This window comes from Mycolicibacterium wolinskyi str. Jessa 2025 (assembly GCF_049241375.1).
Classification (GTDB): Bacteria; Actinomycetota; Actinomycetes; order Mycobacteriales; family Mycobacteriaceae; genus Mycobacterium; species Mycobacterium wolinskyi.
The window spans coordinates 2,745,566-2,765,840 of record NZ_CP185960.1 but is presented as its reverse complement, the minus strand read 5'-3'; the positions used below and the strand labels follow the sequence as shown (position 1 = coordinate 2,765,840).

The window sequence follows — 20,275 nt, the reverse complement described above, 5'->3', positions numbered from 1 at the left end:
TCCGGTGCACAGCGAAGGTGAACATGGCCCCTGACACGCCCAAAACCTCCAGGTACACCGAGGTCGAGCGCAAGTTCGAGGTGACCGACGCGACCGTCTCCCCCTCGTTCGACGGATTGACCGCTGTCGCCCGCGTCGAGCGGCCTCCGTCACAACAGCTGGACGCTGTCTATTTCGACACACCGGCCCGCGACCTCGCGGCGCACCGCATCACGCTGCGGCGACGCACCGGCGGACCCGACGCGGGCTGGCATCTCAAGCTGCCCGCGGGGCCGGATGCCCGTACCGAGGTGCGCGCACCGCTGGACCCCGACGGCGACGCCGCGACCGACGCCGTGCCAGAGGATCTGCGGGACATCGTGCTCGCGATCATCCGCGACCGGCCGCTCGCCCCGGTCGCCCGCATCTCGACGAAACGCAGCGTCGATCTGCTGTTCGGGCACAGCGGCGCTGCGCTGGCCGAGTTCTGCGACGACCACGTCACCGCGTCGGCCGCCGGGCAGGAGGACGAGGCCCAGCAGTGGCGCGAATGGGAACTCGAGCTCTTGGACACCGAGGTTCCGGACGGCCTGCTGGACCGGTTGTCGAACCGGTTAACCGACGCCGGCGCGCAACCGGCCGGCCACGGGTCGAAGCTGGCCAAGGTGCTCGACACCGCGGCCGCCGCCGCCGAGGAGCAGCCCGTCCCCGCCGATCCGATGCACCGGGCCATCGCCGAACAGATCGAGCAGCTGCTGGTCTGGGATCGTGCGGTACGGGCCGACGCATACGACTCGGTGCACCAGATGCGCGTGACGACCCGCAAGATCCGCAGCCTGCTGCAGGCATCCAAAGACGCGTTCCCGTTGGCCGACAACGGCTGGATTCTCGACGAGCTCCGGGCGCTCGCGGCCTTGCTCGGGGTGGCTCGCGATGCCGAGGTGCTCGCCGAGCGCTATCAGCGGGCACTCGACGAACTGTCCCCCGACCTCGTGCGCGGGCCGGTACGGGAACGGCTCGTCGACGGCGCGCACCGCCGCTATGCCGCGGGCCTGCGCCGCGCGCTGCAGGCGATGCGCTCGCAACGTTACTTCCGGCTGCTCGACGCGCTCGACGACCTCGTCGCCGCCGAACCCCCGGACGACACTGGCGCAGACAGCTCATCGGCGACCATCGGCTCGGCTTACAAGCGTGTTCGCAAAGCAGCCAAGGCGGCGAAGGCCGCAGCCGAGTCCACCGAGGCCGACGCCGAGGAAAAAGACGAGGCGCTGCACCGAATCCGCAAGGGCGCCAAGCGGCTTCGCTACACCGCGGCCGCCACCGGCGCGACCAAGGTGTCCGATCGGGCCAAGGCCATCCAATCGCTGCTGGGCGATCATCAGGATGCCGTGGTCAGCAAGACGCACCTGAGCACGCAAGCCGAAGCCGCGCACGCCGCGGGCGAGGACACCTTCACCTACGGTCTGCTCTACCAATTGGAGGACGAGGTCGCCCAGCATTCCCGCGCGCTCCTGGAGGATGCGCTGCGAAAGCTCGACAAGGCAGTCCACAAGACCCGGCACTGAGGCAGGGGCGAACGAGTTGGCCTGTAAGCCGGATTCTGTGCCGGCCCTCCCGTCGCCAGGGGGCCAGTGGCGACCATCCATCTGGGCACACCGTCGCCGGGTACCTCGAGCGGCCTACCCGCAGGCTCGGGCGAGCAACCCTCAGGCGCCTGCGCGACCGCAACCAGGTTGCGGCCTTCTTGGCCTTGCTTCGGGTGGGGTTTGCCTAGCCACCCCGGTCACCCGGGGTGCTGGTGCGCTCTTACCGCACCGTTTCACCCTTACCATTTCTGGCGGTCTGTTTTCTGTGGCACTTTCCCGCGAGTCACCTCGGATTGCCGTTAGCAATCACCCCGCTCTGTGAAGTCCGGACTTTCCTCGACACCGTCAGGTGCCGCGGCCGCCCGGCCAACTCGTTCGCGCAGATCACCGTACCCTTAAATCCATGCCGCAGGTGCCACCTGCCCGATATTTGCTCAGGGCGAAGGACCTGGCGGACGCGCGGTACGCCGATCCGATCACCGTCGACGACCTCGCGGCGGCCGCGGGGCTGTCCCGCGCGCACTTCAGCCGGATGTTCACCCGTACCTTCGGGGAGTCTCCGCGCGCCTATCTGCAGAGCAGGCGGTTGGAGCGGGCCGCGGCGCTGCTGCGCAACACCGACCGCTCGGTCGCCGACATCTGCGTGATGGTCGGCCTGCAGAGCGTGGGCTCGTTCACGTCGAGCTTCGCCAAGGTCTACGGCAAGCCGCCGGCGGCCTACCGCGCGAGCCTGCCGCCCGCTGCGCTGCGCGCCCCGGTGCCGAGTTGTGTTCTGGCGCGCGACACCCGGAAAACAGCACACGCGAAGAAGACGGGCACCGACGCCCGACCGTAGCGTCGGTCGCATGATGAGAATCGCAAGCACACACCTCTGGGTCCACGACCAGGAAGCCGCGCTGAAATTCTGGACCGAGAAGGTCGGAATGGAAGTGCGCGAAGACGTTACGTTGCCCGATGTCGACACCCCGTTCCGGTGGCTCACGGTCGGCCCGCCCGGTCAGGACGATGTCAGCATCGTTCTGATGGCCGTGCCCGGCCAGCCCGTGATGGACGAGGACACCCGCAAACAGGTGCTCGACCTGACCGCAAAAGGCTTCGCCGGCACGGTGTTTCTGACCACCGAGGACTGCCAGAAGAGTTACGAGGAGCTCACCGCCCGCGGGGTCGAGTTCACCGAGCCGCCCAACCAGATGCCCTACGGGATCGACTCCGGTTTCCGCGATCCCTCGGGCAACAGCGTCCGGCTCACCCAGCGCACCTGAGCCGTGTCGAGACCGACGCAATGGTCGATGCCAGGCCGTGCCGGCGACCAAAGCGTCGGTCTCGATGCGGTCAGTCCCTGCGACGCAGCACCATCACGTTGTCGATGAGCGTGCCGCGCTGCCCGTCCGGTCCTGTTGCGTCGCGTTCTTCGGCTCCGACGCGCACCCGCTCCCACTGCTCGCCGGGCAGATCGAGTGCGGCCACGACGTCCTCAGCGCTGGGGAACTCGAATTTCCGGACGTGCTCTGGTGCCCACGGCGGGGCCGCACCGTGGTCGACGATGATCATGAGCCCGCCGGGGGCGACCACACCGGCCGCGCGGCGCAGCAATGCCGCGCGGTCCATCGCGATGGGCGACTGCAGGAACTGAGCCGACACCAGGTCGAAGCGGCCCTCCGGCAGACTCTCGGCGAAATCGTGCCGTTCGAACGTGATGCGGTCCGCCACGCCCCGGGCCTTCGCTTCGGCGGCGGCCCGCCCGAGCGCGGTGTCGGAGACGTCGGTAGCCGTCACGTGCCAGCCCTGTTCGGCGAGCCAGACGGCGTCGCCACCTTCGCCGCACCCCAGATCCAGGGCACGGCCCGGGGTCAGGCCCGCGGCCAGTTTCTCGAGCTGAGGGTTGACGCGCCCGCTCCAGATGCGGCCGTGCTGCCCGTAGTGACGTTCCCAGTACTGGGCCGTCACCTCGGAATGCGTCGGCCATGGCGGGACCGGCAGCCCGAAGTCCTCGGCCAGCAGGCTCTGCACCACCGCGGCACCGACCTGGCTGCCGGCCGCGACGGCGTTCGCCACCTGTGGCATCTGGGCACTCAGGTCCCCTGCGGCGAACAAGCCCGGCACGGACGTGCGGCCGAACCCGTCGACCACGAGGGCATCCATGGCGACCGGACCCGGCGCCGCCACCGCGCCGAGTTGCGCGGCCAGCGGGGAACGCTGGTGCAGCGTGGTGGCGACAAGCGCACCGCGGCGTGGCAACCGCGTTCCGTCCGCGAACTCCACGGCAGCCAATTCGCCGTCTTCTGCGTGGAATTGGGCGATCGAGCGGTCGTCGACGCCCACGCCCGCGGCATCGAGCAGTTTGACCTGGGTGTCGTCGAGTCCGCCTTCGCCGTTGGTCAGGACGATCAGATCATCGGTCCAGCCGCGCAGCAGTAGGGCCGAGTGCACGGCACGGTCACCACGGGCCACCACCGCGAGCGGCGCGTCGCGCAGTTCCCAGCCGTGGCAGAACGGGCAGTGGAAAACCGAACGGCCCCACAGCGGTTCGAGGCCTGGGATACCCGGCGGCCGGTAGTCCATCCCGGTGGCGAGTAGCACCGCCCTGGCGTGCTCGCGGGTGCCGTCGCCCAGTTCGAGAACGAATCCCGGTTCACCGCGCACGACTTCACCGGTACGCACTTCCACGGTCGGATAGGCGGCCAGCTCGGCACGGCCCGCCGCGTACAGCTCGGCAGGCGGCCGGCCGTCACTGCCGAGCAGCCCGCCGATGCCGTGTGCGGCCAGGTTGCTCTGATTGCCCGCGTCGACGAGCAGTACCCGCCGCCGGGCCCGGCCCAGCACGAGCGCGGCGCTCAAACCCGCGGCGCCACCGCCAACGACGATGCAGTCCCATGCCTTGTCCATCACTTCAACGTCCATATCCCGAGCTTGCCGACCCAGCACGAAACTGGCAAGCTAATTTGCCATGGAGGCAATCGCAGCCGCGGAGGAGAACGTCGACGCCATGGTCCGGCGGCGGCTGCGCGAGCTACGGGTGCAGCGCGGCCTGACTTTGGAGGACGTCGCTACCCGCGCCCAGATCGACGTGTCGACGCTGAGCAGGCTGGAATCGGGTAAACGCAGGCTCGCACTCGATCACCTGCCCCGGCTCGCCGCCGCGTTGTCGGTGACCACAGATGAGCTGCTGCGCGCACCGGAAGCCGAGGATCCGCGGATCAAGGGCGCCTCGCACACCCACCACGACATCACCTACTGGCCGCTCACCCGGCACGGTCCGGCCGGTGGGCTGCACGCGTTCAAGATCCGCATCAGCGCCCGCCGCCGGAAACCACCTGCCGAGCTACCCGTGCACGAGGGTCGCGACTGGATGTATGTGTTGTCCGGGCGGCTGCGCCTCATCCTCGGCGAGCAGGACTTCATCGTCAAACCCGGTGAGGCGGTTGAGTTCTCGACGTGGAGCCCGCACTGGTTCGGGGTCGTCGACGGTCCGGTGGAGGCGATCACGATCTTCGGCCCGCACGGCGAACAGCTGCACCTGCACGCCTGAGTTACAGATAGGCGGTCTGGTTGACCAGTCGCACCGATGAGGCGCCGTCGGCGTAGAACTCGGCGATCGACAGCGAGGCCAGATCGAGGTGCAGCCGGTAAAGGATGCCCTCCCCGGCATCGAGCGCAAGCCTCAACACGGTCTTGATCGGCGTCACGTGCGACACCACCAGAACGGTCGCGGCGCCGTGCTCGGCGATGATGCGGTTGCGGGCCCGCCGAACGCGGTGTGCCACGGCGTCGAAGCTCTCACCGCCGGGTGGTTCGACGCTGGTGTCGCGCAGCCAACGCCGGTGCAGCTCCGGATCCCGTTGCGCCGCTTCGGCGAACGTCAAACCCTCCCAGGCGCCGAAGTCGGTCTCGATCAGATCGTCGTCGACCGTGACGTCGAGCCCGAGCGCCTTGGCGGCCGCGGCGGCGGTGTCGTAGGCCCGCTGCAACGGCGAGGTGACCACCGCGGCGACGCCGCCGCGCTCGCCAAGGTAGCGCGCTGCCGCGTCGGCCTGGCGCCGGCCCTCCTCGGTCAGCGCGGGATTGCCGCGGCCCGAATAGCGCCGCTGGACGGACAGTTCGGTCTGGCCGTGCCGCAACAGCAGCAGCCGCGTCGGTGCGCCGACCGCACCGGTCCAGCCCGGGGCCGACGGTTTTTCGTCCTCGGCCGGCTTCTTCGTCGGCGCCGCCTCGTCGACGATCCCGGCCGCGGCGTCCATCGCCTCGTTCGCGAGCCGGTCGGCATAGCTGTTGCGGGCGCGCGGAATCCAGCTGTAGCTCACGTGGTCGAACGTGTCCGCGAGTGCGGCGGCCTGGCGTTGCAGATCGATCAGGTCGGGGTGTTTGACGCGCCAGCGGCCCGTCATCTGTTCGACGACCAGTTTGGAGTCCATCGACACCGCGACCTCGGTGGCGCCCTGGGCCGTCGCGGCCTCCAAACCAGCGATCAGGCCGCGATATTCGGCGACGTTGTTGGTGGCCCGGCCGATGGCTTCCTTCCGCTCGGCCAGCACCGTGCCGTGGTCGGCGGTGTACACGACGGCGCCGTACCCGGCCGGGCCCGGGTTACCGCGCGAACCGCCGTCAGCCTCGACGAGCACCTTCACGGCTTGACCCGCAACAGGATTGCTCCACACTCCGGGCAGCGCAGCACGTCGTCGTCGGCCGCGGCCGAAATGCGGGCGATCTCGCCGCGGTCGATCTCGATCCGGCACGCCCCGCACCGCCGGCCCTGCAGCAGGCCGGCGCCTGCGCCACCGCGCGCCCGCTGCCGCTCGTAGAGGCCGACCAACTCGTCGTCGATCGCGTCGACGAGCGCGTCGCGGCGGGTCACACACTGATGGCGGGACTGGTCGATCTCCACGAGCGCGCCATCACGCGCCTGCTGGGCATCGGACAGCGCCGTCTGCAGTTCATCGATGCGGCGCAGCGCCTCGGCCTGCTGGGCCAACAGCTCCTCGCGGCGCTCCATGACTTCGAGCAGGGAGTCCTCCAGGCTGGATTGCCTGCGCTGCAGGGTCTCCAGTTCGTGCTGGATCTCGGTCACCTGTTTGGCGCCCACCCCGCCGCTTTCGAGCAGCGCGCGGTCGCGGTCCTCGCGTTGACGCACCGCGTCGATCTCGGTCTCGAACTTGGCCACCTGGGTGCCCAGATCCTCCAGCGCGATACCCAGCGTGGCCAGCCGGTCGTTGGCGGCGCCGCACTCGGCCTGAGCCTCGTCGAGGCGCTTCTGCTCGGCCAGATGCTTGGCACGGTGCTCGATACGGGCCAGCTCGGCGTCCACCTCGGTCAGCTCGAGCAGCGAACGCTGTTGGGATACTTCGGCTTTCATCTTCTTTCGCTCCCCTACCGGCTAACTCTCGACATTCCATGGATCGGTGCGCACCGTACTGACCCGCACCGGCAGGGTGTCACCGAAATGCCTGCGCAGCACATCGGCCGCCTGAGCACACCAGGGAAACTCGCTGGCCCAGTGTGCAACATCGACCAGCGCGACATCCGACGCCCGCCGGTGCTCGTCGGCGGGATGGTGGCGCAGGTCGGCGGTGACGTACGCCTGCACGTCGGCCGCGGCGGCCGCCCCCAGCAGCGAGTCGCCCGCTCCCCCGCAGACCGCGACCCGCGACACCATGGCATCGGAATCACCTGAGGCGCGCACGCCCCACGACGTCGCGGGCAGTGCCGCGCACACGCGGGATACGAACGCCGACAACGGTTCCGGCCGAGCCAGCGAACCGACCCGGCCGATGCCGACGTCGCCCGGTATGGGCGCCAGCGCGATGATGTCGAAGGCCGGTTCCTCGTACGGATGGGCCGCGCGCATGGCGGCCAGGATCTTCGAGCGCAACCGTGCCGGCGCGATCACCTCGACCCGGTCCTCGGCCACCCGTTCGACGCTGCCGACCTCGCCGATCGCCGGCGACGCGCCGTCATGGGGCAGGAACTGCCCCGTCCCGGTCACGCTCCAGCTGCAGTGCGAGTAGTCGCCGATGCGGCCTGCGCCTGCCGCGAACAGCGCCGCCCGCAACGCTTCGGCGTCGGCAGCCGGAACGAACACCACCCACTTGTCCAGATCCGGCCCGGCCGCCACCGGCGACAGCACGCCCTCGACCGTCAGCCCGAGCGTATCGGCCAGCGCGTCGGATACGCCCGGCGAAGCCGAATCGGCGTTGGTGTGCGCGGTGAACAACGCCCGCCCGGTGCGGATCAACCGGTGGATCAGCGCGCCCTTGGCCGTGCTGGCCGCGACAGTGTCAACCCCGCGCAACAACAGCGGGTGATGTGCGAGCAGCAGCCCGCGTTCGGGCACTTCGGAGATGACGGACTCGGTGGCGTCGACCGCGACCGTGACCGAATCGACGGGTTCGTCGGGGTCGCCGCACACCAGCCCGACCGAATCCCAGTCCTCGGCCAGCCGCGGCGGATAGGCGGCATCCAGCACCGCGATGACATCAGCCAGTCGGGCACTCATGTCAGCACCTCCGTCACGGCGTCCACCAAAGCCGGCCACTCCTCGCGCACCGCGGCGCGCAGGTAGTTCGGGCGCAGGCCCACGAAAGTATCGCAACGACGCACGGCAATACCCTTGCTTTCCAGATGTTTTCGCATCAACTCCGCGTCGGGCACGGCGAACAGCACAAACGGCGCGGCCCCGGCGATCACCTCGAGGCCGAGCGCGCGAAGCGCAGTGGCCATCTCGGCACGCAGGCCCGCCAATCGCCGGGCACCGGCATCGGCCTCGGCGACCGCCTCGGGAGCGTTCGCCGCGGCGATGGCCTCCAACTGCAGCGTCCCCAGCGGCCAGTGCGCGCGGCGTGCGGTCAGCCGGGCCAACAGTTCCGGGGCGCCGAGCGCGTAGCCGACCCGCAACCCGGCCAGCGCCCAGGTCTTGGTGAGGCTGCGCAGCACCAGCAAGTCGGGCAGCGCATCGCCGGCCAACGACTCGGGTTCGCCGGGCACGGCGTCGGAGAAGGCCTCGTCGACCACCACGATCCGCCCGGGCCGGCGCAGCGCCAGGATGTGCTCGCGCGGGTGCAGCACCCCGGTGGGGTTGGTCGGATTACCGACGACGACGAGGTCAGCCGCATCGGGTACCTGGGCACCGGCCAGCGTGAACGGCGGCGCGAGTTCGACGTGATGCACCGGCACGCCGGCCGCCGTCAAGACGGCCTCGGGCTCGGTGAAGGACGGCGCGACCAACGCCGCCAGCTGTGGCTGCAGCCCGGGCAGCAGGGCGAAGCCCTCGGCTCCACCCGCCAGCAGCGCCACCTCCGATTCGTCGCGACCGTGCCGCGACGCAACGGCCGCGACGGCACGGCGCTCGTCGGCCGCGCTCGGATAGCGGCCGAGGTCGGTCAGCCGGGCGGCCAGCCGGTCGGTCAGCCACGCCGGCGGCGAGCCGGCGCGCACGTTGACCGCGAAGTCCAGCATGCCCGGCAAGGCGGCCTGGTCACCGTGGTAGCGGGCGGCCGCGCGGGTCGGACTCTGCGATGGGCACGGCACAGCACGACAGTAGTGGGCGGTGCCCCCGGCCGGGCAGCCGGACCGCGCGGGGATCAGGGACAATTGCTCTGTGACCGACGTTGAGACCAGCCCCGAGACCGGCGCAGTCAGCGAGCTGCCGCAGGGCATCCGGCCGCAGTTGGTGCTGTTCGACCTCGACGGCACCCTCACCGACTCTGCCGAGGGCATCGTGTCGAGTTTTCGGCATGCGCTGCAGGCCGTGGGCGCCGATGTGCCCGACGGTGACCTGGCGAGCCGCATCGTCGGCCCACCCATGCACCACACACTGCGCGACATGGGGCTGGGCGAGCACGCCGACGCCGCCATCGCCGCCTACCGCGCGGACTATACGAGCCGCGGCTGGGCGATGAACGCCCTGTTCGACGGCATTCCGGCGCTGCTGGCCGACCTGCGCGCGGCCGGGGTTCGGCTGGCCGTGGCCACGTCGAAGGCCGAACCGACCGCCCGCCTCATCCTCGAGCACTTCGGGCTCGACGGGTACTTCGAGGTGATCGCAGGCGCCAGCCCGGACGGCACCCGAGCGGCCAAGGCCGACGTGGTGGCGCACGCCCTCGCGCAGTTGCAGCCCCTGCCGGAGCGGGTGCTGATGGTCGGTGACCGGGTGCACGACGTCGAGGGCGCCGCCGAGCACGGCATCGAAACCGTCGTGGTCGGCTGGGGCTACGGCGCCGCGGACTTCGCCGGCCCGGCGGCCGTCGCCGCGCGCGCCCAGGTGGCGACCGTCGAAGCGTTGCGTGGGGTGCTCGGTGTCTGACCCACTACACGTGACGTTCGTCTGTTCGGGCAACATCTGCCGCTCACCGATGGCCGAGAAGATGTTCGCGCACCAGATCAGTGAACGCGGCCTGGCCGATGCCGTCCGGGTGACCAGCGCCGGTACCGGCGGCTGGCCTGCCGGTGACGGTGCGGATGCGCGCGCCTGCCTGGTCCTCACCGAGCACGGCTATCCGAGCGAGCACCGCGCGGCCCAGGTCGACGACGATCATCTGAGCGCTGATCTGGTCGTCGCGCTCGGCCGCAACCACGCCCGCATCCTCGCCGACCTCGGGGTGCAACCCGAGCGCCTGCGGATGCTGCGGTCGTTCGACCCGCGTTCGGGTGCGCACACCCCCGACGTCGAAGACCCGTACTACGGCACGCGCGACGACTTCGAAGCGGTGTTCACGGTGATCGAGGCCGCCCTGCCCGGACTGCACGACTGGGTCGACGCGGCGCTCGCGGCCCGGGATGAGCCTCGAGGAATCGTGGTGTGATGCAACGTCTGAGTTTCCTGTTCCGGCCGCAGTGGCTGGCGTTGTTCGTCGTGGTGGTCGCGTTCGCGTACCTGTGCTTCACGGTGCTCGCGCCATGGCAGCTGGGCAAGAACACCAAGACGTCGCGTGAGAACAACCAGATCGCGAACTCCTTGCAGGCCGATCCGGTCCCGGTGACAATGCTTCTGCCGCAACAGGATTCCGCAGCCCCCGATGACCAGTGGCGACGCGTGACCGCCACCGGGCACTACCTGCCCGAGGCCGAGGTGGTGGCTCGGTTGCGGGTCATCGACGGCGATCCCGCGTACGAGGTCTTGACACCGTTCGCCGTCGACGACGGGCCCGTCGTGCTGGTCGACCGCGGCTACGTGAAGCCGGAGGAGGGTTCGGGCGTCCCGCCCATCGCGGCCCCGCCCACCGGGACGGTCACCATCACGGCCCGGCTGCGCGATTCCGAGGCGATCGCCACCGGCAAGGAACCATTCCGCACCGACGGTGTGCAGCAGGTGTATTCGATCAGCACCACGCAGATCGCCTCGGTGACCGGGGTACCGCTGGCCGGGTCATATCTGCAACTCGTCGGCGGCCAACCGGGCGGGCTCGGCGAGATCCCGCTACCCCACCTCGACGCGGGCCCGTTCCTGTCGTACGGCATCCAGTGGATCGCGTTCGGCATCGTCGCGCCGATCGGGCTCGGCTACTTCGTCTATGCCGAGATCAAACAGCGCAGACGCGAACGCGCCGCCAAACCCGCGCAACCGGATCGGCAGCTCACCCCCGAGGAGAAGCTCGCCGACCGTTACGGACGGCGGCACTGAGGCCTGCGGTCAGCACCGCAACCCCGGCCGCGGCCGCCTGCACCGCCCGGGACAACCGCACCGCCCGCCCGACATCGATGACCTCGGGCACCCGGCCGTCGCCGAGCGTCGGGCGGATCTCCAGTTGATGCGCATACTGGGTCGGGCCGCCGAGCCGCACGCCGAGCGCACCGGCGAACGCGGCCTCGGCCACCCCGGCATTCGGGCTGGGATGGCGCGCCGCGTCGCGCCGCCACGCCCGAAGCGCCGCCCGCGGGGAACCATCCACAACGGGTGCGCACGCTACGACGAGCAGCCCCGTCAAGCGCGCCGGCAGATAATTCACGACGTCATCGAAACGCGCGGCCGCCCAACCGAATCGGAGGTAACGCGGGGAACGGTGCCCGATCATCGCGTCGAGCGTGTTGGCTCCGCGGTACACCAGCACGCCCGGCACGCCGGCAACAGCGGCCCACAGCAGCGGCGCCACCTGCGCGTCGGAGGTGTTCTCGGCAAGAGACTCCACCGTGGCGCGAGTCAACCCGGCGGCATCGAGCGCGGCGGGATCCCGGCCGCACAGCGAGGGCAACAGCTGACGGGCCCCGTCGAGATCGCCGGCTTCCAGCACGGCCGCCATCTGTCCGCCCACGCGGTTCAGTGAGGTGCCGCCGAGCGCGACGAACGTCGCCAACGCGGTCACCGGCGCCGAGCGCCCCGCGGCCGCCCCGAGCAGCGCCAGCCCGCTCAGCAGCAGGCCGGTGTGCAGAACACCCGCGCGGCGGTCGTCGGCGTAGGTCAGCCGCTCCAACCGGGCGGCGCCTGCACCGAACACCGCCACGGGGTGGCCCCGGCGCGGATCGCCCAGCAGCAGATCGGCGAAATATCCGATGGCGATGCCGGCAGCGCGACATGTCGGCTCAAACACTTCGGCAGCGTCTCACAAAGTGGTCTACTCGAATTCATGAGGCTGGGTCCACCACGGCGGCCACGACGGGTGACCGATCACCTCAACCCGGCGGCGGTGCTGCTGCCCGTTCAAGCGCGCCAGGACCACCGGCACGTACCTCGCCGCAAGACGCGTTGTCTGACATGGAGGTTCACATGACCTTTCCCACCCTCAATCACGTCGCGGTCACCGTGCGCGACCTTGCCGTCAGCGGGCCCTGGTACCGCGCACTGATCGGCACCGAACCGGTCATGGACGAACACACCGACGCCGGATTTCACCATCTCGTGTGGCTGCTCGAGGGCGGCACCCTGTTCGGCATCCACCAGCACGACACCCCCGCCACCGACGAGCAGTTCAGCGAGTTCCGGGTCGGGCTCGACCACGTCGGGTTCGGTTGTTCGTCGCGGACCGATCTGGAGACGTGGGTGAACCGGCTCGACGAACTCGGCATTGCCCACGGTGGAATCGTCGACGCCCCGTACGGTTCGGGGCTGAGCTTCCGGGATCCGGACGGTATCGCACTGGAGTTCTTCGCACCGAGTTGATCCCGTCCGCGCCGGCGCCCGGCACCGGTTCCGAGGTTAGGATCCGACGCGGAGGAACCCGTGAAAAACCTCATACTCGCGGTTGCCGTGTCAACGGCAATCGGATTCGCGCTAGGCGGCATGAAGGCGTCTGGCCCGGCCCCGGTAGTTGCGGCGCCGCCGATTCCCACGCCGGGCGTCTACGACGTCACAGAATCCACAGCGACGAGCGCCTGGGCGCCCTACGCCTGGACACTCTCCGACTGCGGGAAGGAGTGCCTACACGTGCTTTCGCACTCCTCGGACACGCAGTGGGAGCTGGATCTGGTCTGGTCAGCCACCGCCGACGGGAACCGCGGCGCCTGGGTCGGGGAACGCACCAACCCCGGCATGGCCTGCCTGGTCGGCACACCCCAGGCCTACCAAACCGGCCCGTTCGCGATGAAGTACATCATCCGGCCCGATCTGACGGGCTTCGTCAACATGAAGTTCTCACAGGACAATCCGTCCTGCTCCGGCGAGACCGACATGCGCAGCCGTGAACTCGCGTTACGGCGCGCCCCGGCGGTGTGGTCGTAATCGGTTGGCCGATGAGGCTCACGTTTACGCGCTTGCGCGCGTCTACCCAGTGAGAGCATCCGCCACAAGCAAGGAGCCGCCGATGGATTCCCGATACCCATGAAGGCGCCATTCGAGAGGATCGTCAGCAGGCACGGCGCGACCGTCCTGCGGGTGTGCACGTTCGTCCTGGGCCGCGTCGACGCCGAGGACGCCTGGTCGGAGACCTTCCTGGCCGCATTGCGTGCCTATCCCGAGCTTTCCGACGACGCCAACGTCGAAGCGTGGCTAGTGACGATCGCCCACCGCAAATCCGTCGACATCATCCGGCGACGGCAACGCGACGCGATCGCCGTGAGTGAGTTGCCCGACCGTCCTTCGCCGATCGGAGTGCCCGGCGAGGCCGACGACGAGCTCACCGAAGCCGTGAAAACGCTTCCGCCCAAACAACGCCAAGCGGTCGCCTACCACTATCTGGTCGGCCTGCCCTACGCCGAGATCGCCGAGATCCTCGGCGGTTCCGCAGCGGCGGCGCGAAAAGCCGCCTCCGACGGAATCGCAACGCTACGAACGAAATACCCGGATGCCCTCACGAAAGGTGAGCACCGATGAACGACACCCTCGCACGTCTGCACCGCAGGCTCGAAGACGACGCGGCCGCGCACGGACTGCTCGACGTCGCCTACACCACGATCGACACGCCCGTTGGCCCACTGTTGCTGGCGGCCACCGAGATCGGGCTCGTGCGGGTCGCCTATGACTCGGAGAACCATGATTCGGTCCTCGACGTACTCGCGGCCAAGCTGAGTCCACGCGTCCTGCGCGCCCCGAAACGCCTTGACGCCGCGGCACGTGAGATCGGCGAGTACTTCGCAGGCCGGCGCAGGAACTTCGACCTGCCGTTGGACTACGCGCTGTCCAGCGGGTTCCGTCAGCTCGTGCAACGCCAGCTGTCCCATATCCCCTACGGCCGCACCGAGTCTTACAAGACCGTCGCGCAGATCGTGGGAAATCCCAACGCCGTTCGTGCGGTCGGGACGGCGTGCGCGACGAATCCCCTGCCCGTCGTGGTGCCCTGCCACCGCGTGCTCCGCTCCGACGGCAGCCTCGGCGGCTACATCGGCGGGCTGGACGCCAAGACGACCCTGCTGGATTTGGAGCGGGCTGCATGACCGATCGATGGCAGAAACGGGTCGATTCCGGCGACTGGGACGCGATCACCGCCGAGGTCGACGAATTCGGCGGGGCACTATTACCGCGGCTGTTGACCGACGCCGAAACCCAACGCCTGCAGGCGATGTACGGCGACGACCATCGCTTCCGCAGCACGGTCGACATGGGCCGCCACCGCTTCGGCGAAGGCGAATACCGCTACTTCGACCTTCCGTACCCGGAGCCCGTCGAACAGCTCAAGCAGGCGCTGTACCCACGCCTGCTGCCGATCGCGCGCGAGTGGTGGACCAGGCTCGGCAGGCGGCCACCGTGGCCCGACACGCTCGACGAGTGGCTCCAAATGTGCCACCGCGCAGGGCAAACCAAACCGACCGCGATCCTGCTGCGCTACGCCGCCAGGGACTGGAATGCGTTGCACCGCGACCTCTACGGCGATCTCGTGTTCCCGCTGCAGGTCGTCATCAACCTCAACAAGCCGGGTGAGGACTACACCGGCGGCGAGTTCCTGCTCCTCGAGCAGCGGCCGCGAGCGCAGTCACGGGGCACCGCCATGCAGCTGCCCCATGGGCACGGCTACGTGTTCACCACCCGTGACCGTCCGGTGCGCTCTGCGCGGGGCTGGTCGGCAGCGCCGGTTCGTCATGGCGTGTCGGTGATTCGGTCGGGTCAGCGGACGACGCTAGCGCTGGTGTTCCACGATGCTGCATAAGAGAACTGTCGAACGTGTGTTCTAATGAAGTCCACTGCCCACCCACTGTGGCCGAACTTCAAAGGAGCTCACCGTGACGACGACTCTAGACACCCCGGCAGAGATTTTGCACACCGACTCAGGCCTCGACTCAGGCACTTCCGACGCGCCGGCGCCGGCCGCCGAGACCCCGAAGAAGGCCCCCGCCAAGAAGGCGGCAGGCAAGCGGACCAAGACACTGGAGCTCACGCTCACGGTCACCGGCACCGCCGACGGCGAATGGACCGCCGAGCTCAAACAGGGCTCCACGTATCTCGCCCGCAACCTCGCGGTCGCGGCCGCTGCGGTCTCTCGCGCCGCCAAGGAACTCCACGAAGACCTCTCCACCCCGATCGACGCGGTCATCGAAGAGGCGCGCGCCCAACAGGCTGCCAAGGTCGCAGCTCTCGAAGCCGAACTTGAAGCCGCGAAGAAGGCGCTGGCCGACTTGGCCTGAGCTGACGCGTTTTACTGAAGGAAGTGAGTGGGCGCGGACGGTATCGAACCGCCGACCGCTGGTATGTAGATGCGTATCTACTTGTTTACCTGGTGTTTTGCGGTATCGCCTGGTTTAGGAAATTCCCTCCAGCACAACACATTTCGTATTTGTCGTGTCACCTCGTGTCGACCGTAGTTGCATGTGTTGGCCCACTCTTGGCCCAGCGGGGGGTTGCTTCGACCAGCTGATCGAGTCGGCGGCAGCCGCTTAGCCGTTGATCAGGTTGCCGCCCGCGCCGCCCAGTGCCCCGATTGCCACCTGGGACAGTGCACCGGTCAGCCACAGGCCCACCTTCTGGGCGCGGCTCCGCTCCTCCTCGGGACGCGACTGATCTTCGGCGGCCGCTTGGAACGCGGCGATCAGCCGTTCGAGCTGAGTCTCGGGTGTCGGCCACTGCCCGACGACCCGTAAGGCAGCGCCGGTCGGTTCGCCGACCCACTGGATGCCGCCGTTGCTGTCATTGCCGCCCACGAAATAGGGCTCGGTATATAAGAGGCGCAGCGCACGCTAGACCGTCTCCTCATCGAAGCCGGTTCTCGCCTCGATGTCGGATGCTGTCGGCCCCAGCCCCTCCTCCTCGTACAGCTCGACGGCTGCCTTGAGCACGGGCAGGTCGCGAGATTCCCAGGTGTCCGCCATGCGCCGCAGTATGCCCGAGCCGCCCGACAACGACGGGTGTATTCCGCCGACTAGTGCGAGCGCGACATCGGGGTCGGTGGAATCTAGATCGTCGGGAACCATTCGGTCGGGGTCGTAGAGAGCGGTTCATCGGCCACGCTATGACCGTCCTTGGCCGACGAACCGACGCGCCTCAGCCGTGGGCTGCCGGACTACCGCGACGCCATCGTCGCCCGGCAGAACCTTCTCGAAGTACTTTGCGATGGGCGGTAGCAGCTCACGCTGAGCGACCTCCGTGTCCACGCCGAGTCGTGCGGCGACGGCCTCAGCACTGGCCGCGCCGTCGTTTTCGTCGCATATCTGGACCGCTGCTTGAAGGGTGGTCAGTTCGTCGGGTCTCGTCATAGCCGCCAGTATGCGCCGGATTCCCGACAGACTCGGTGAGCGAACCCCACCGACGCTCGCTAACCCGTCATCAGATTGCCGCCCGCTCCTCCGAGCGCCCCGATTGCGACCTGCCATGCCGCTCCACGCAGCGATAACGCGATCTGGCGAAAGCGGCTGCGTTCCTCTGGCTGGCGCGATTCGTCGTCCGCTGCGGCCTCGAGCGCAGCGATGAGGCGCTCAACTTGAGCCTCGGGTGACGGCCATTGTCCGGCGACCCGCAGGGCGGCGCTGGTGGGCGGACCGACCGCGAGAATGTCTCCGCTCCAAGCAGTCATGCCCTCCTCGAAGAACGGCTCTCGATAGAGAGCGCGCAGCGCCCGCTGCACGGTGTCCTTGTCGAACCCGCACGCAGCGCCCAGTTCGGCCGCGCTCGGATTGCGACCCGTGCGGTCGAATATCTCGACGGCTGCCCGCAAGACCGGGAGGTCTCGCGTCGTCCACGTGTCAGTCATGAGCGCAGTATGCCCCTGCACGCCGACAACGGCGGATATGTCGGCTACCCGCCCAGCCGCCTCATCCACGCCGGGGGCGGTGTACCCCGCCCTTCGCGCATCCGGCGCTCGACATCGATCGGAGGTTTTGGGGCTGCGGTGGGCTGACGTCGACTTCGAGGCCGGGACCATCACCGTCGCTCAGGGCCGGGTCGTCGTCGGCGGCACGGTAACCGGCGCGCCGAAGTCGACACGTTCGGCGCGGACGCTGCCGATGCCGCGTGACGTGCTGGTTGCGCTGCGGGCGTTCAAGACCCGGCAGGCGGAGGAGCACCTGGCCCTCGGCGGTGGCTGGCCCGATACCGGGCTGGTGGCGGGCAATGCCGACGGCTCCCCCATTCGGCCCGAGACGTACTCGAAGGCCTTCGCCGCCCACTGCGCAGCAGCGGGGGTGCCGGTGATCCGGCTGCACGACGTTCGGCACACCGCCGCGACGATGCTGCTCGATGGGGGCACTACCCCGTCGGCCACGGCCAAGTGGCTGGGCCACGACCCGGCGATCACACTGCGGGTCCACGGGCATGTGTACGACGACGCGCTGGCCTCGGTGGGTGACGCACTGCTGGATCGGTCCCGAGGTGTCGGCGATTCCCAGCTTGACCGTCCCGAGCAACACCTAGGCTGCCGTCGTGGCAGGCGAACGACGACGGTACGACGAACGCGAGATACTCCGCCCCTCCGAGAACCTTGAACGGACAGTGCTGACGGTGATCGGCGGCTGGGAGCTGGTGCGGGCGCAGGTCAACTTCAACAGCTTCACCGACGCCGGGCCGGACGCCGAATGGGCTGGATCAGACAAGTTGGCTAAGACGCTGCGCGAGATGGCCGTTGCCCTTCGTATACGACACCCACACGACGAATGGGCACGCGTGGCTACCGAGGTGAGCAACGTCCGCCACAAGTTCGGACACATGCTGTACCTCGGCGACGTCGAGGGTGAAATTCCGCACCGAACACTGCACTTCACGCGACTCGGTGCCGAGGGCGAACAACGGCGGGGTCGGGGCAACTCGCTCGGCCTAAGCTGGCGCGACGACGAATGGTCTCAGCAGGCTCGGCATCGCGACTCGATCACCGAGCAGGAACTGTGGCAGACGCTCGACAAGGAGTATTGGCTGATCCAGGTGGTGCGTGCTGTGCGCCGTCTCGGTGGCATTTTGCAAGGGAGCCCCGGCCTACCCGACGACCACCCCATCACGGGGGCGGGCTGGTACCGACCCTGGCGGCTCCCCGAATGGGGCGATCGGGAGGACTTGACGGTTGCCGATCTCCGCTTGCCGCCGTGAGATCCGTAGGTCTATTCCGGGCCTATCGGGGGTTCGGTGGGAGTGAGCTTCTGAGCCGGAAACCACTGTCTAGCAGGTGTTTTCGATGGTGGGCGCGGACGGTATCGAACCGCCGACCGCTGGTGTGTAAAACCAGAGCTCTACCACTGAGCTACGCGCCCCGTCGCAGGCACGGTACACGGCCGTGCAGCCTGACCGGAAATCCGATCAGCTTCGCAGCGCCGCGAGTGCCTGCGTCCACACCTTCTGATCGCGAACCTGGCCGGGGTCCATCATCTCGGCGAACCGAATGATGCCGGTCCGGTCGACGACGAACGTGCCGCGGTTGGGATACCCGGCATCCTCGTTGAACACACCGTAGGCCTGGGTGACCGCGCCGTGCGGCCAGAAGTCCGACAGGACCGGGAATGTGAATCCGCTTTCGATGGACCAGATCCGGTGGGTCGGCGGCGGGCCGACCGAGATCGCGACGACGGCGGAGTCATCGTTTTCGTAGTTCGGCAGGTTGTCGCGGATCTCGCCGAGCTCACCCTCGCACACGCCGGTGAACGCCAGTGGGAAAAACACCAGCAGCACATCCTTGGAACCCCGGTACCCGCTGAGGGTGACCGGCCTGCCGTTCTGGTCCCGGAGCGTGAAGTCGGGCGCAGAACTGCCGACGGCGAGCACTACTGTCGTTTCCCCGCGGCTTTCGACTTCGGCTGCACCAACCGGCTGGCCGTCCAATCGCCCAGTTTGGCCTGCGAGGTCTGCATCAGTCCGGCCGTCGGGGCCGATTCGGCGATCTCGGCCGGCTGGACGTGGCCCGGCTTGCCCGTCTTGGGCGTCACCACCCAGATCACGCCGTCCTCGGCAAGCGGGGTGATGGCGTCCATCAACCGGTCGACCAGGTCGCCGTCGCCGTCCCGCCACCAGAGCAGCACGACGTCGACGACTTCGTCCGCATCCTCGTCGAGCAGCTCGGAGCCGCACGCGTCCTCGATGTCGGCCCGGATGTCGTCGTCGGTGTCCTCGTCCCAGCCCAACTCCTGGACAACCTGATCGTTCTCGATGCCCAAAATCCGGGCGTAGTTCGGGTCAGAGTCCTTCCCCGCCGCGACCACCGTCGGTCCTCCTTAGCCTTTTGGTTCGCCTGACTCATTCGTGGACAGTGCGTTTGCGCACTATCGTCGCACGCCGGTGTGTACTTCCGTGTCGCTGGCGGTCAGGTTCGCCGCCGCGCCGTCAATACGCCGCATCGCATCGGTCCAGTGCGTTGGTCCGTGCGGTGTTGGACCGCTCCGACGCGGCGTTGAACACGTCCGGTGCGGCGTTGCCCGATATGGCCGCGGCAACGGCCCGCACGGCTTCCACCCATTCGGTCAACGCGCCGCTCAGGTCGGGTGACAGCGCCTCGGTGATACCTGAACTCACCAGATCAGCGCTGCGGTTGAGCGCGTCGACGGCCGGTCCGGCCTTCGCCTGCACATCGGGAGCGTTGTTGTTCACGGCTTCGATATAGATGTTCACTGCGTCGACCGCGTCGACCGATGACGTGCTCAGGTCCTCGCACACCGTGTGCACGGCCTTCGTCGTCAGCGAGGCCTGGCGCTCCGACTCGCGGACCGCCGAACTCGACTCGGACGCCTCGACCGAGGCCGAAACCGAGGCCCGGTAGTCGGGTGCGGCCTCCGAATCCACCTGCGCGGTTCCGTCCGTCACGGACGTGCATCCGACAACCACCATCGCGGTCGCCGCGACACCACCCAGCGCGGACGCAGCGAGTTTCAGCCCCGCCCCAAACTGCCAACCCATCGGCACGATCTGCAGACGTTACCGGTTCTTCACCGTTCGGACCGGTTCATTC

The 20,275-nt window shown here is 68.6% G+C and carries 28 protein-coding genes, 1 tRNA gene and 1 other RNA gene; 15 read left to right on the top strand and 15 right to left on the bottom strand.

What is annotated here, in order from left to right; genetic code table 11:
* Nucleotides 1-23: 23 nt before the first annotated feature.
* Nucleotides 24-1,544, top strand: a complete 1,521-nt coding sequence (locus ACOI2T_RS13640) for a CYTH and CHAD domain-containing protein (protein ID WP_409501613.1) — start codon at nucleotides 24-26, stop codon at nucleotides 1,542-1,544.
* An 8-nt stretch (nucleotides 1,545-1,552) separates the two neighbouring features.
* Here ACOI2T_RS13640 and rnpB read toward each other — a convergent pair.
* Nucleotides 1,553-1,939: RNase P RNA component class A (gene rnpB, locus ACOI2T_RS13635), an RNA gene on the bottom strand.
* Nucleotides 1,940-1,968: 29 nt separating this feature from the next.
* Between rnpB and ACOI2T_RS13630 the strand changes: the two genes are divergently transcribed.
* Nucleotides 1,969-2,400 (top strand): helix-turn-helix transcriptional regulator, encoded by a 432-nt coding sequence (locus ACOI2T_RS13630; protein ID WP_409501612.1) that lies wholly within the window; start codon nucleotides 1,969-1,971, stop codon nucleotides 2,398-2,400.
* A 10-nt stretch (nucleotides 2,401-2,410) separates the two neighbouring features.
* On the top strand, nucleotides 2,411-2,827 hold the full coding sequence (locus ACOI2T_RS13625; RefSeq protein ID WP_067855288.1) for a VOC family protein: 417 nt from the start codon (nucleotides 2,411-2,413) through the stop codon (nucleotides 2,825-2,827).
* Nucleotides 2,828-2,897: 70 nt separating this feature from the next.
* Here the strand turns inward: ACOI2T_RS13625 and ACOI2T_RS13620 are convergent, their stop codons facing one another.
* Nucleotides 2,898-4,466: an FAD-dependent oxidoreductase gene (locus ACOI2T_RS13620; RefSeq protein ID WP_409501611.1), complete on the bottom strand. Its 1,569-nt coding sequence runs from the start codon at nucleotides 4,464-4,466 to the stop codon at nucleotides 2,898-2,900.
* A gap of 46 nt (nucleotides 4,467-4,512) precedes the next feature.
* Between ACOI2T_RS13620 and ACOI2T_RS13615 the strand changes: the two genes are divergently transcribed.
* Entirely contained in the window at nucleotides 4,513-5,094 is a 582-nt protein-coding gene (locus ACOI2T_RS13615; RefSeq protein ID WP_067855286.1) for a type II toxin-antitoxin system RelB family anti-toxin, read from the top strand.
* A 1-nt stretch (nucleotide 5,095) separates the two neighbouring features.
* Here ACOI2T_RS13615 and ACOI2T_RS13610 read toward each other — a convergent pair whose 3' ends face one another.
* From ACOI2T_RS13610 to cobC, 4 genes are read right to left on the bottom strand one after another with little or no spacing between them, the layout of a single operon-like run.
* Nucleotides 5,096-6,190 carry a bifunctional RNase H/acid phosphatase gene (locus tag ACOI2T_RS13610; RefSeq protein ID WP_409501610.1) on the bottom strand — a complete coding sequence of 365 codons (1,095 nt, stop codon included), beginning with the start codon at nucleotides 6,188-6,190 and terminating at the stop codon, nucleotides 5,096-5,098.
* Nucleotides 6,187-6,915 (bottom strand): zinc ribbon domain-containing protein, encoded by a 729-nt coding sequence (locus ACOI2T_RS13605; RefSeq protein WP_409501609.1) that lies wholly within the window; start codon nucleotides 6,913-6,915, stop codon nucleotides 6,187-6,189. The genes ACOI2T_RS13610 and ACOI2T_RS13605 overlap by 4 nt, the downstream gene beginning before the upstream one ends.
* A gap of 21 nt (nucleotides 6,916-6,936) precedes the next feature.
* A complete protein-coding gene (locus ACOI2T_RS13600) occupies nucleotides 6,937-8,055 on the bottom strand; it encodes a Nif3-like dinuclear metal center hexameric protein (RefSeq protein ID WP_409501608.1) in 1,119 nt (372 codons plus the stop codon).
* Complete coding sequence (gene cobC, locus ACOI2T_RS13595) at nucleotides 8,052-9,014, bottom strand: Rv2231c family histidinol phosphate aminotransferase CobC (protein WP_421877293.1); 963 nt, start codon at nucleotides 9,012-9,014, stop codon at nucleotides 8,052-8,054. The genes ACOI2T_RS13600 and cobC overlap by 4 nt, the downstream gene beginning before the upstream one ends.
* 142 nt (nucleotides 9,015-9,156) lie before the next feature.
* Between cobC and ACOI2T_RS13590 the strand changes: the two genes are divergently transcribed.
* The 3 genes from ACOI2T_RS13590 to ACOI2T_RS13580 are packed head-to-tail and all read left to right on the top strand — an operon-like array spanning nucleotide 9,157 to nucleotide 11,178.
* A complete protein-coding gene (locus ACOI2T_RS13590) occupies nucleotides 9,157-9,861 on the top strand; it encodes an HAD-IA family hydrolase (protein WP_409501606.1) in 705 nt (234 codons plus the stop codon).
* 49 nt (nucleotides 9,862-9,910) lie between these two features.
* Nucleotides 9,911-10,360, top strand: coding sequence for an arsenate reductase/protein-tyrosine-phosphatase family protein (locus ACOI2T_RS13585; RefSeq protein WP_421877290.1), 450 nt, complete (start codon nucleotides 9,911-9,913; stop codon nucleotides 10,358-10,360).
* The gene (locus ACOI2T_RS13580; RefSeq protein WP_409501902.1) at nucleotides 10,360-11,178 is read left to right on the top strand and encodes an SURF1 family cytochrome oxidase biogenesis protein; all 819 of its coding nucleotides are present in this window, start codon (nucleotides 10,360-10,362) and stop codon (nucleotides 11,176-11,178) included. The genes ACOI2T_RS13585 and ACOI2T_RS13580 overlap by 1 nt, the downstream gene beginning before the upstream one ends.
* On the opposite strand, the gene ACOI2T_RS13575 is transcribed toward ACOI2T_RS13580, so the two are convergent.
* A complete protein-coding gene (locus tag ACOI2T_RS13575) occupies nucleotides 11,132-12,082 on the bottom strand; it encodes a cobalamin biosynthesis protein (RefSeq protein WP_409501604.1) in 951 nt (316 codons plus the stop codon). The genes ACOI2T_RS13580 and ACOI2T_RS13575 overlap by 47 nt on opposite strands.
* Nucleotides 12,083-12,258: 176 nt before the next feature.
* Here ACOI2T_RS13575 and ACOI2T_RS13570 point away from each other — a divergent pair, with 176 nt between their 5' ends.
* The 6 genes from ACOI2T_RS13570 (at nucleotide 12,259) to ACOI2T_RS13545 (ending at nucleotide 15,545) form a co-directional block, all read left to right on the top strand.
* Nucleotides 12,259-12,651, top strand: coding sequence for a VOC family protein (locus ACOI2T_RS13570; protein WP_409501603.1), 393 nt, complete (start codon nucleotides 12,259-12,261; stop codon nucleotides 12,649-12,651).
* A gap of 264 nt (nucleotides 12,652-12,915) precedes the next feature.
* Nucleotides 12,916-13,209: a hypothetical protein gene (locus ACOI2T_RS13565; protein WP_409501602.1), complete on the top strand. Its 294-nt coding sequence runs from the start codon at nucleotides 12,916-12,918 to the stop codon at nucleotides 13,207-13,209.
* A 99-nt stretch (nucleotides 13,210-13,308) separates the two neighbouring features.
* Nucleotides 13,309-13,800 carry an RNA polymerase sigma factor gene (locus tag ACOI2T_RS13560; protein WP_409501601.1) on the top strand — a complete coding sequence of 164 codons (492 nt, stop codon included), beginning with the start codon at nucleotides 13,309-13,311 and terminating at the stop codon, nucleotides 13,798-13,800.
* Complete coding sequence (locus ACOI2T_RS13555; protein WP_409501600.1) at nucleotides 13,797-14,360, top strand: methylated-DNA--[protein]-cysteine S-methyltransferase; 564 nt, start codon at nucleotides 13,797-13,799, stop codon at nucleotides 14,358-14,360. The genes ACOI2T_RS13560 and ACOI2T_RS13555 overlap by 4 nt, the downstream gene beginning before the upstream one ends.
* A complete protein-coding gene (locus ACOI2T_RS13550) occupies nucleotides 14,357-15,070 on the top strand; it encodes a 2OG-Fe(II) oxygenase (protein WP_409501599.1) in 714 nt (237 codons plus the stop codon). The genes ACOI2T_RS13555 and ACOI2T_RS13550 overlap by 4 nt, the downstream gene beginning before the upstream one ends.
* A gap of 106 nt (nucleotides 15,071-15,176) precedes the next feature.
* The gene (locus tag ACOI2T_RS13545) at nucleotides 15,177-15,545 is read left to right on the top strand and encodes a DUF6319 family protein (protein ID WP_085149077.1); all 369 of its coding nucleotides are present in this window, start codon (nucleotides 15,177-15,179) and stop codon (nucleotides 15,543-15,545) included.
* A gap of 249 nt (nucleotides 15,546-15,794) precedes the next feature.
* On the opposite strand, the gene ACOI2T_RS13540 is transcribed toward ACOI2T_RS13545, so the two are convergent.
* The 4 genes from ACOI2T_RS13540 to ACOI2T_RS13525 form a co-directional block, all read right to left on the bottom strand.
* Entirely contained in the window at nucleotides 15,795-16,058 is a 264-nt protein-coding gene (locus ACOI2T_RS13540; RefSeq protein WP_409501598.1) for a hypothetical protein, read from the bottom strand.
* Nucleotides 16,059-16,094: 36 nt separating this feature from the next.
* Nucleotides 16,095-16,226 (bottom strand): hypothetical protein, encoded by a 132-nt coding sequence (locus ACOI2T_RS13535; protein ID WP_409501597.1) that lies wholly within the window; start codon nucleotides 16,224-16,226, stop codon nucleotides 16,095-16,097.
* A gap of 138 nt (nucleotides 16,227-16,364) precedes the next feature.
* Nucleotides 16,365-16,610, bottom strand: a complete 246-nt coding sequence (locus ACOI2T_RS13530) for a hypothetical protein (protein ID WP_409501596.1) — start codon at nucleotides 16,608-16,610, stop codon at nucleotides 16,365-16,367.
* A 59-nt stretch (nucleotides 16,611-16,669) separates the two neighbouring features.
* Nucleotides 16,670-17,104 (bottom strand): LexA family transcriptional regulator, encoded by a 435-nt coding sequence (locus ACOI2T_RS13525; RefSeq protein WP_409501595.1) that lies wholly within the window; start codon nucleotides 17,102-17,104, stop codon nucleotides 16,670-16,672.
* Nucleotides 17,105-17,231: 127 nt separating this feature from the next.
* Here ACOI2T_RS13525 and ACOI2T_RS13520 point away from each other — a divergent pair, with 127 nt between their 5' ends.
* Entirely contained in the window at nucleotides 17,232-17,834 is a 603-nt protein-coding gene (locus tag ACOI2T_RS13520; RefSeq protein ID WP_421876734.1) for a tyrosine-type recombinase/integrase, read from the top strand.
* Between the two features lie 7 nt (nucleotides 17,835-17,841).
* On the top strand, nucleotides 17,842-18,429 hold the full coding sequence (locus ACOI2T_RS13515; RefSeq protein WP_409501593.1) for a hypothetical protein: 588 nt from the start codon (nucleotides 17,842-17,844) through the stop codon (nucleotides 18,427-18,429).
* 86 nt (nucleotides 18,430-18,515) lie between these two features.
* On the opposite strand, the gene ACOI2T_RS13510 is transcribed toward ACOI2T_RS13515, so the two are convergent.
* The 4 genes from ACOI2T_RS13510 to ACOI2T_RS13495 form a co-directional block, all read right to left on the bottom strand.
* Nucleotides 18,516-18,590, bottom strand: a tRNA-Val gene (locus ACOI2T_RS13510).
* A gap of 46 nt (nucleotides 18,591-18,636) precedes the next feature.
* Nucleotides 18,637-19,098, bottom strand: a complete 462-nt coding sequence (locus ACOI2T_RS13505) for a peroxiredoxin (RefSeq protein WP_409501592.1) — start codon at nucleotides 19,096-19,098, stop codon at nucleotides 18,637-18,639.
* Nucleotides 19,098-19,532, bottom strand: coding sequence for a DUF3052 domain-containing protein (locus ACOI2T_RS13500; RefSeq protein ID WP_067855256.1), 435 nt, complete (start codon nucleotides 19,530-19,532; stop codon nucleotides 19,098-19,100). The genes ACOI2T_RS13505 and ACOI2T_RS13500 overlap by 1 nt, the downstream gene beginning before the upstream one ends.
* Nucleotides 19,533-19,653: 121 nt before the next feature.
* Nucleotides 19,654-20,223: an Rv2240c family protein gene (locus tag ACOI2T_RS13495; RefSeq protein ID WP_409501591.1), complete on the bottom strand. Its 570-nt coding sequence runs from the start codon at nucleotides 20,221-20,223 to the stop codon at nucleotides 19,654-19,656.
* Between the last annotated feature and the right edge of the window lie 52 nt (nucleotides 20,224-20,275).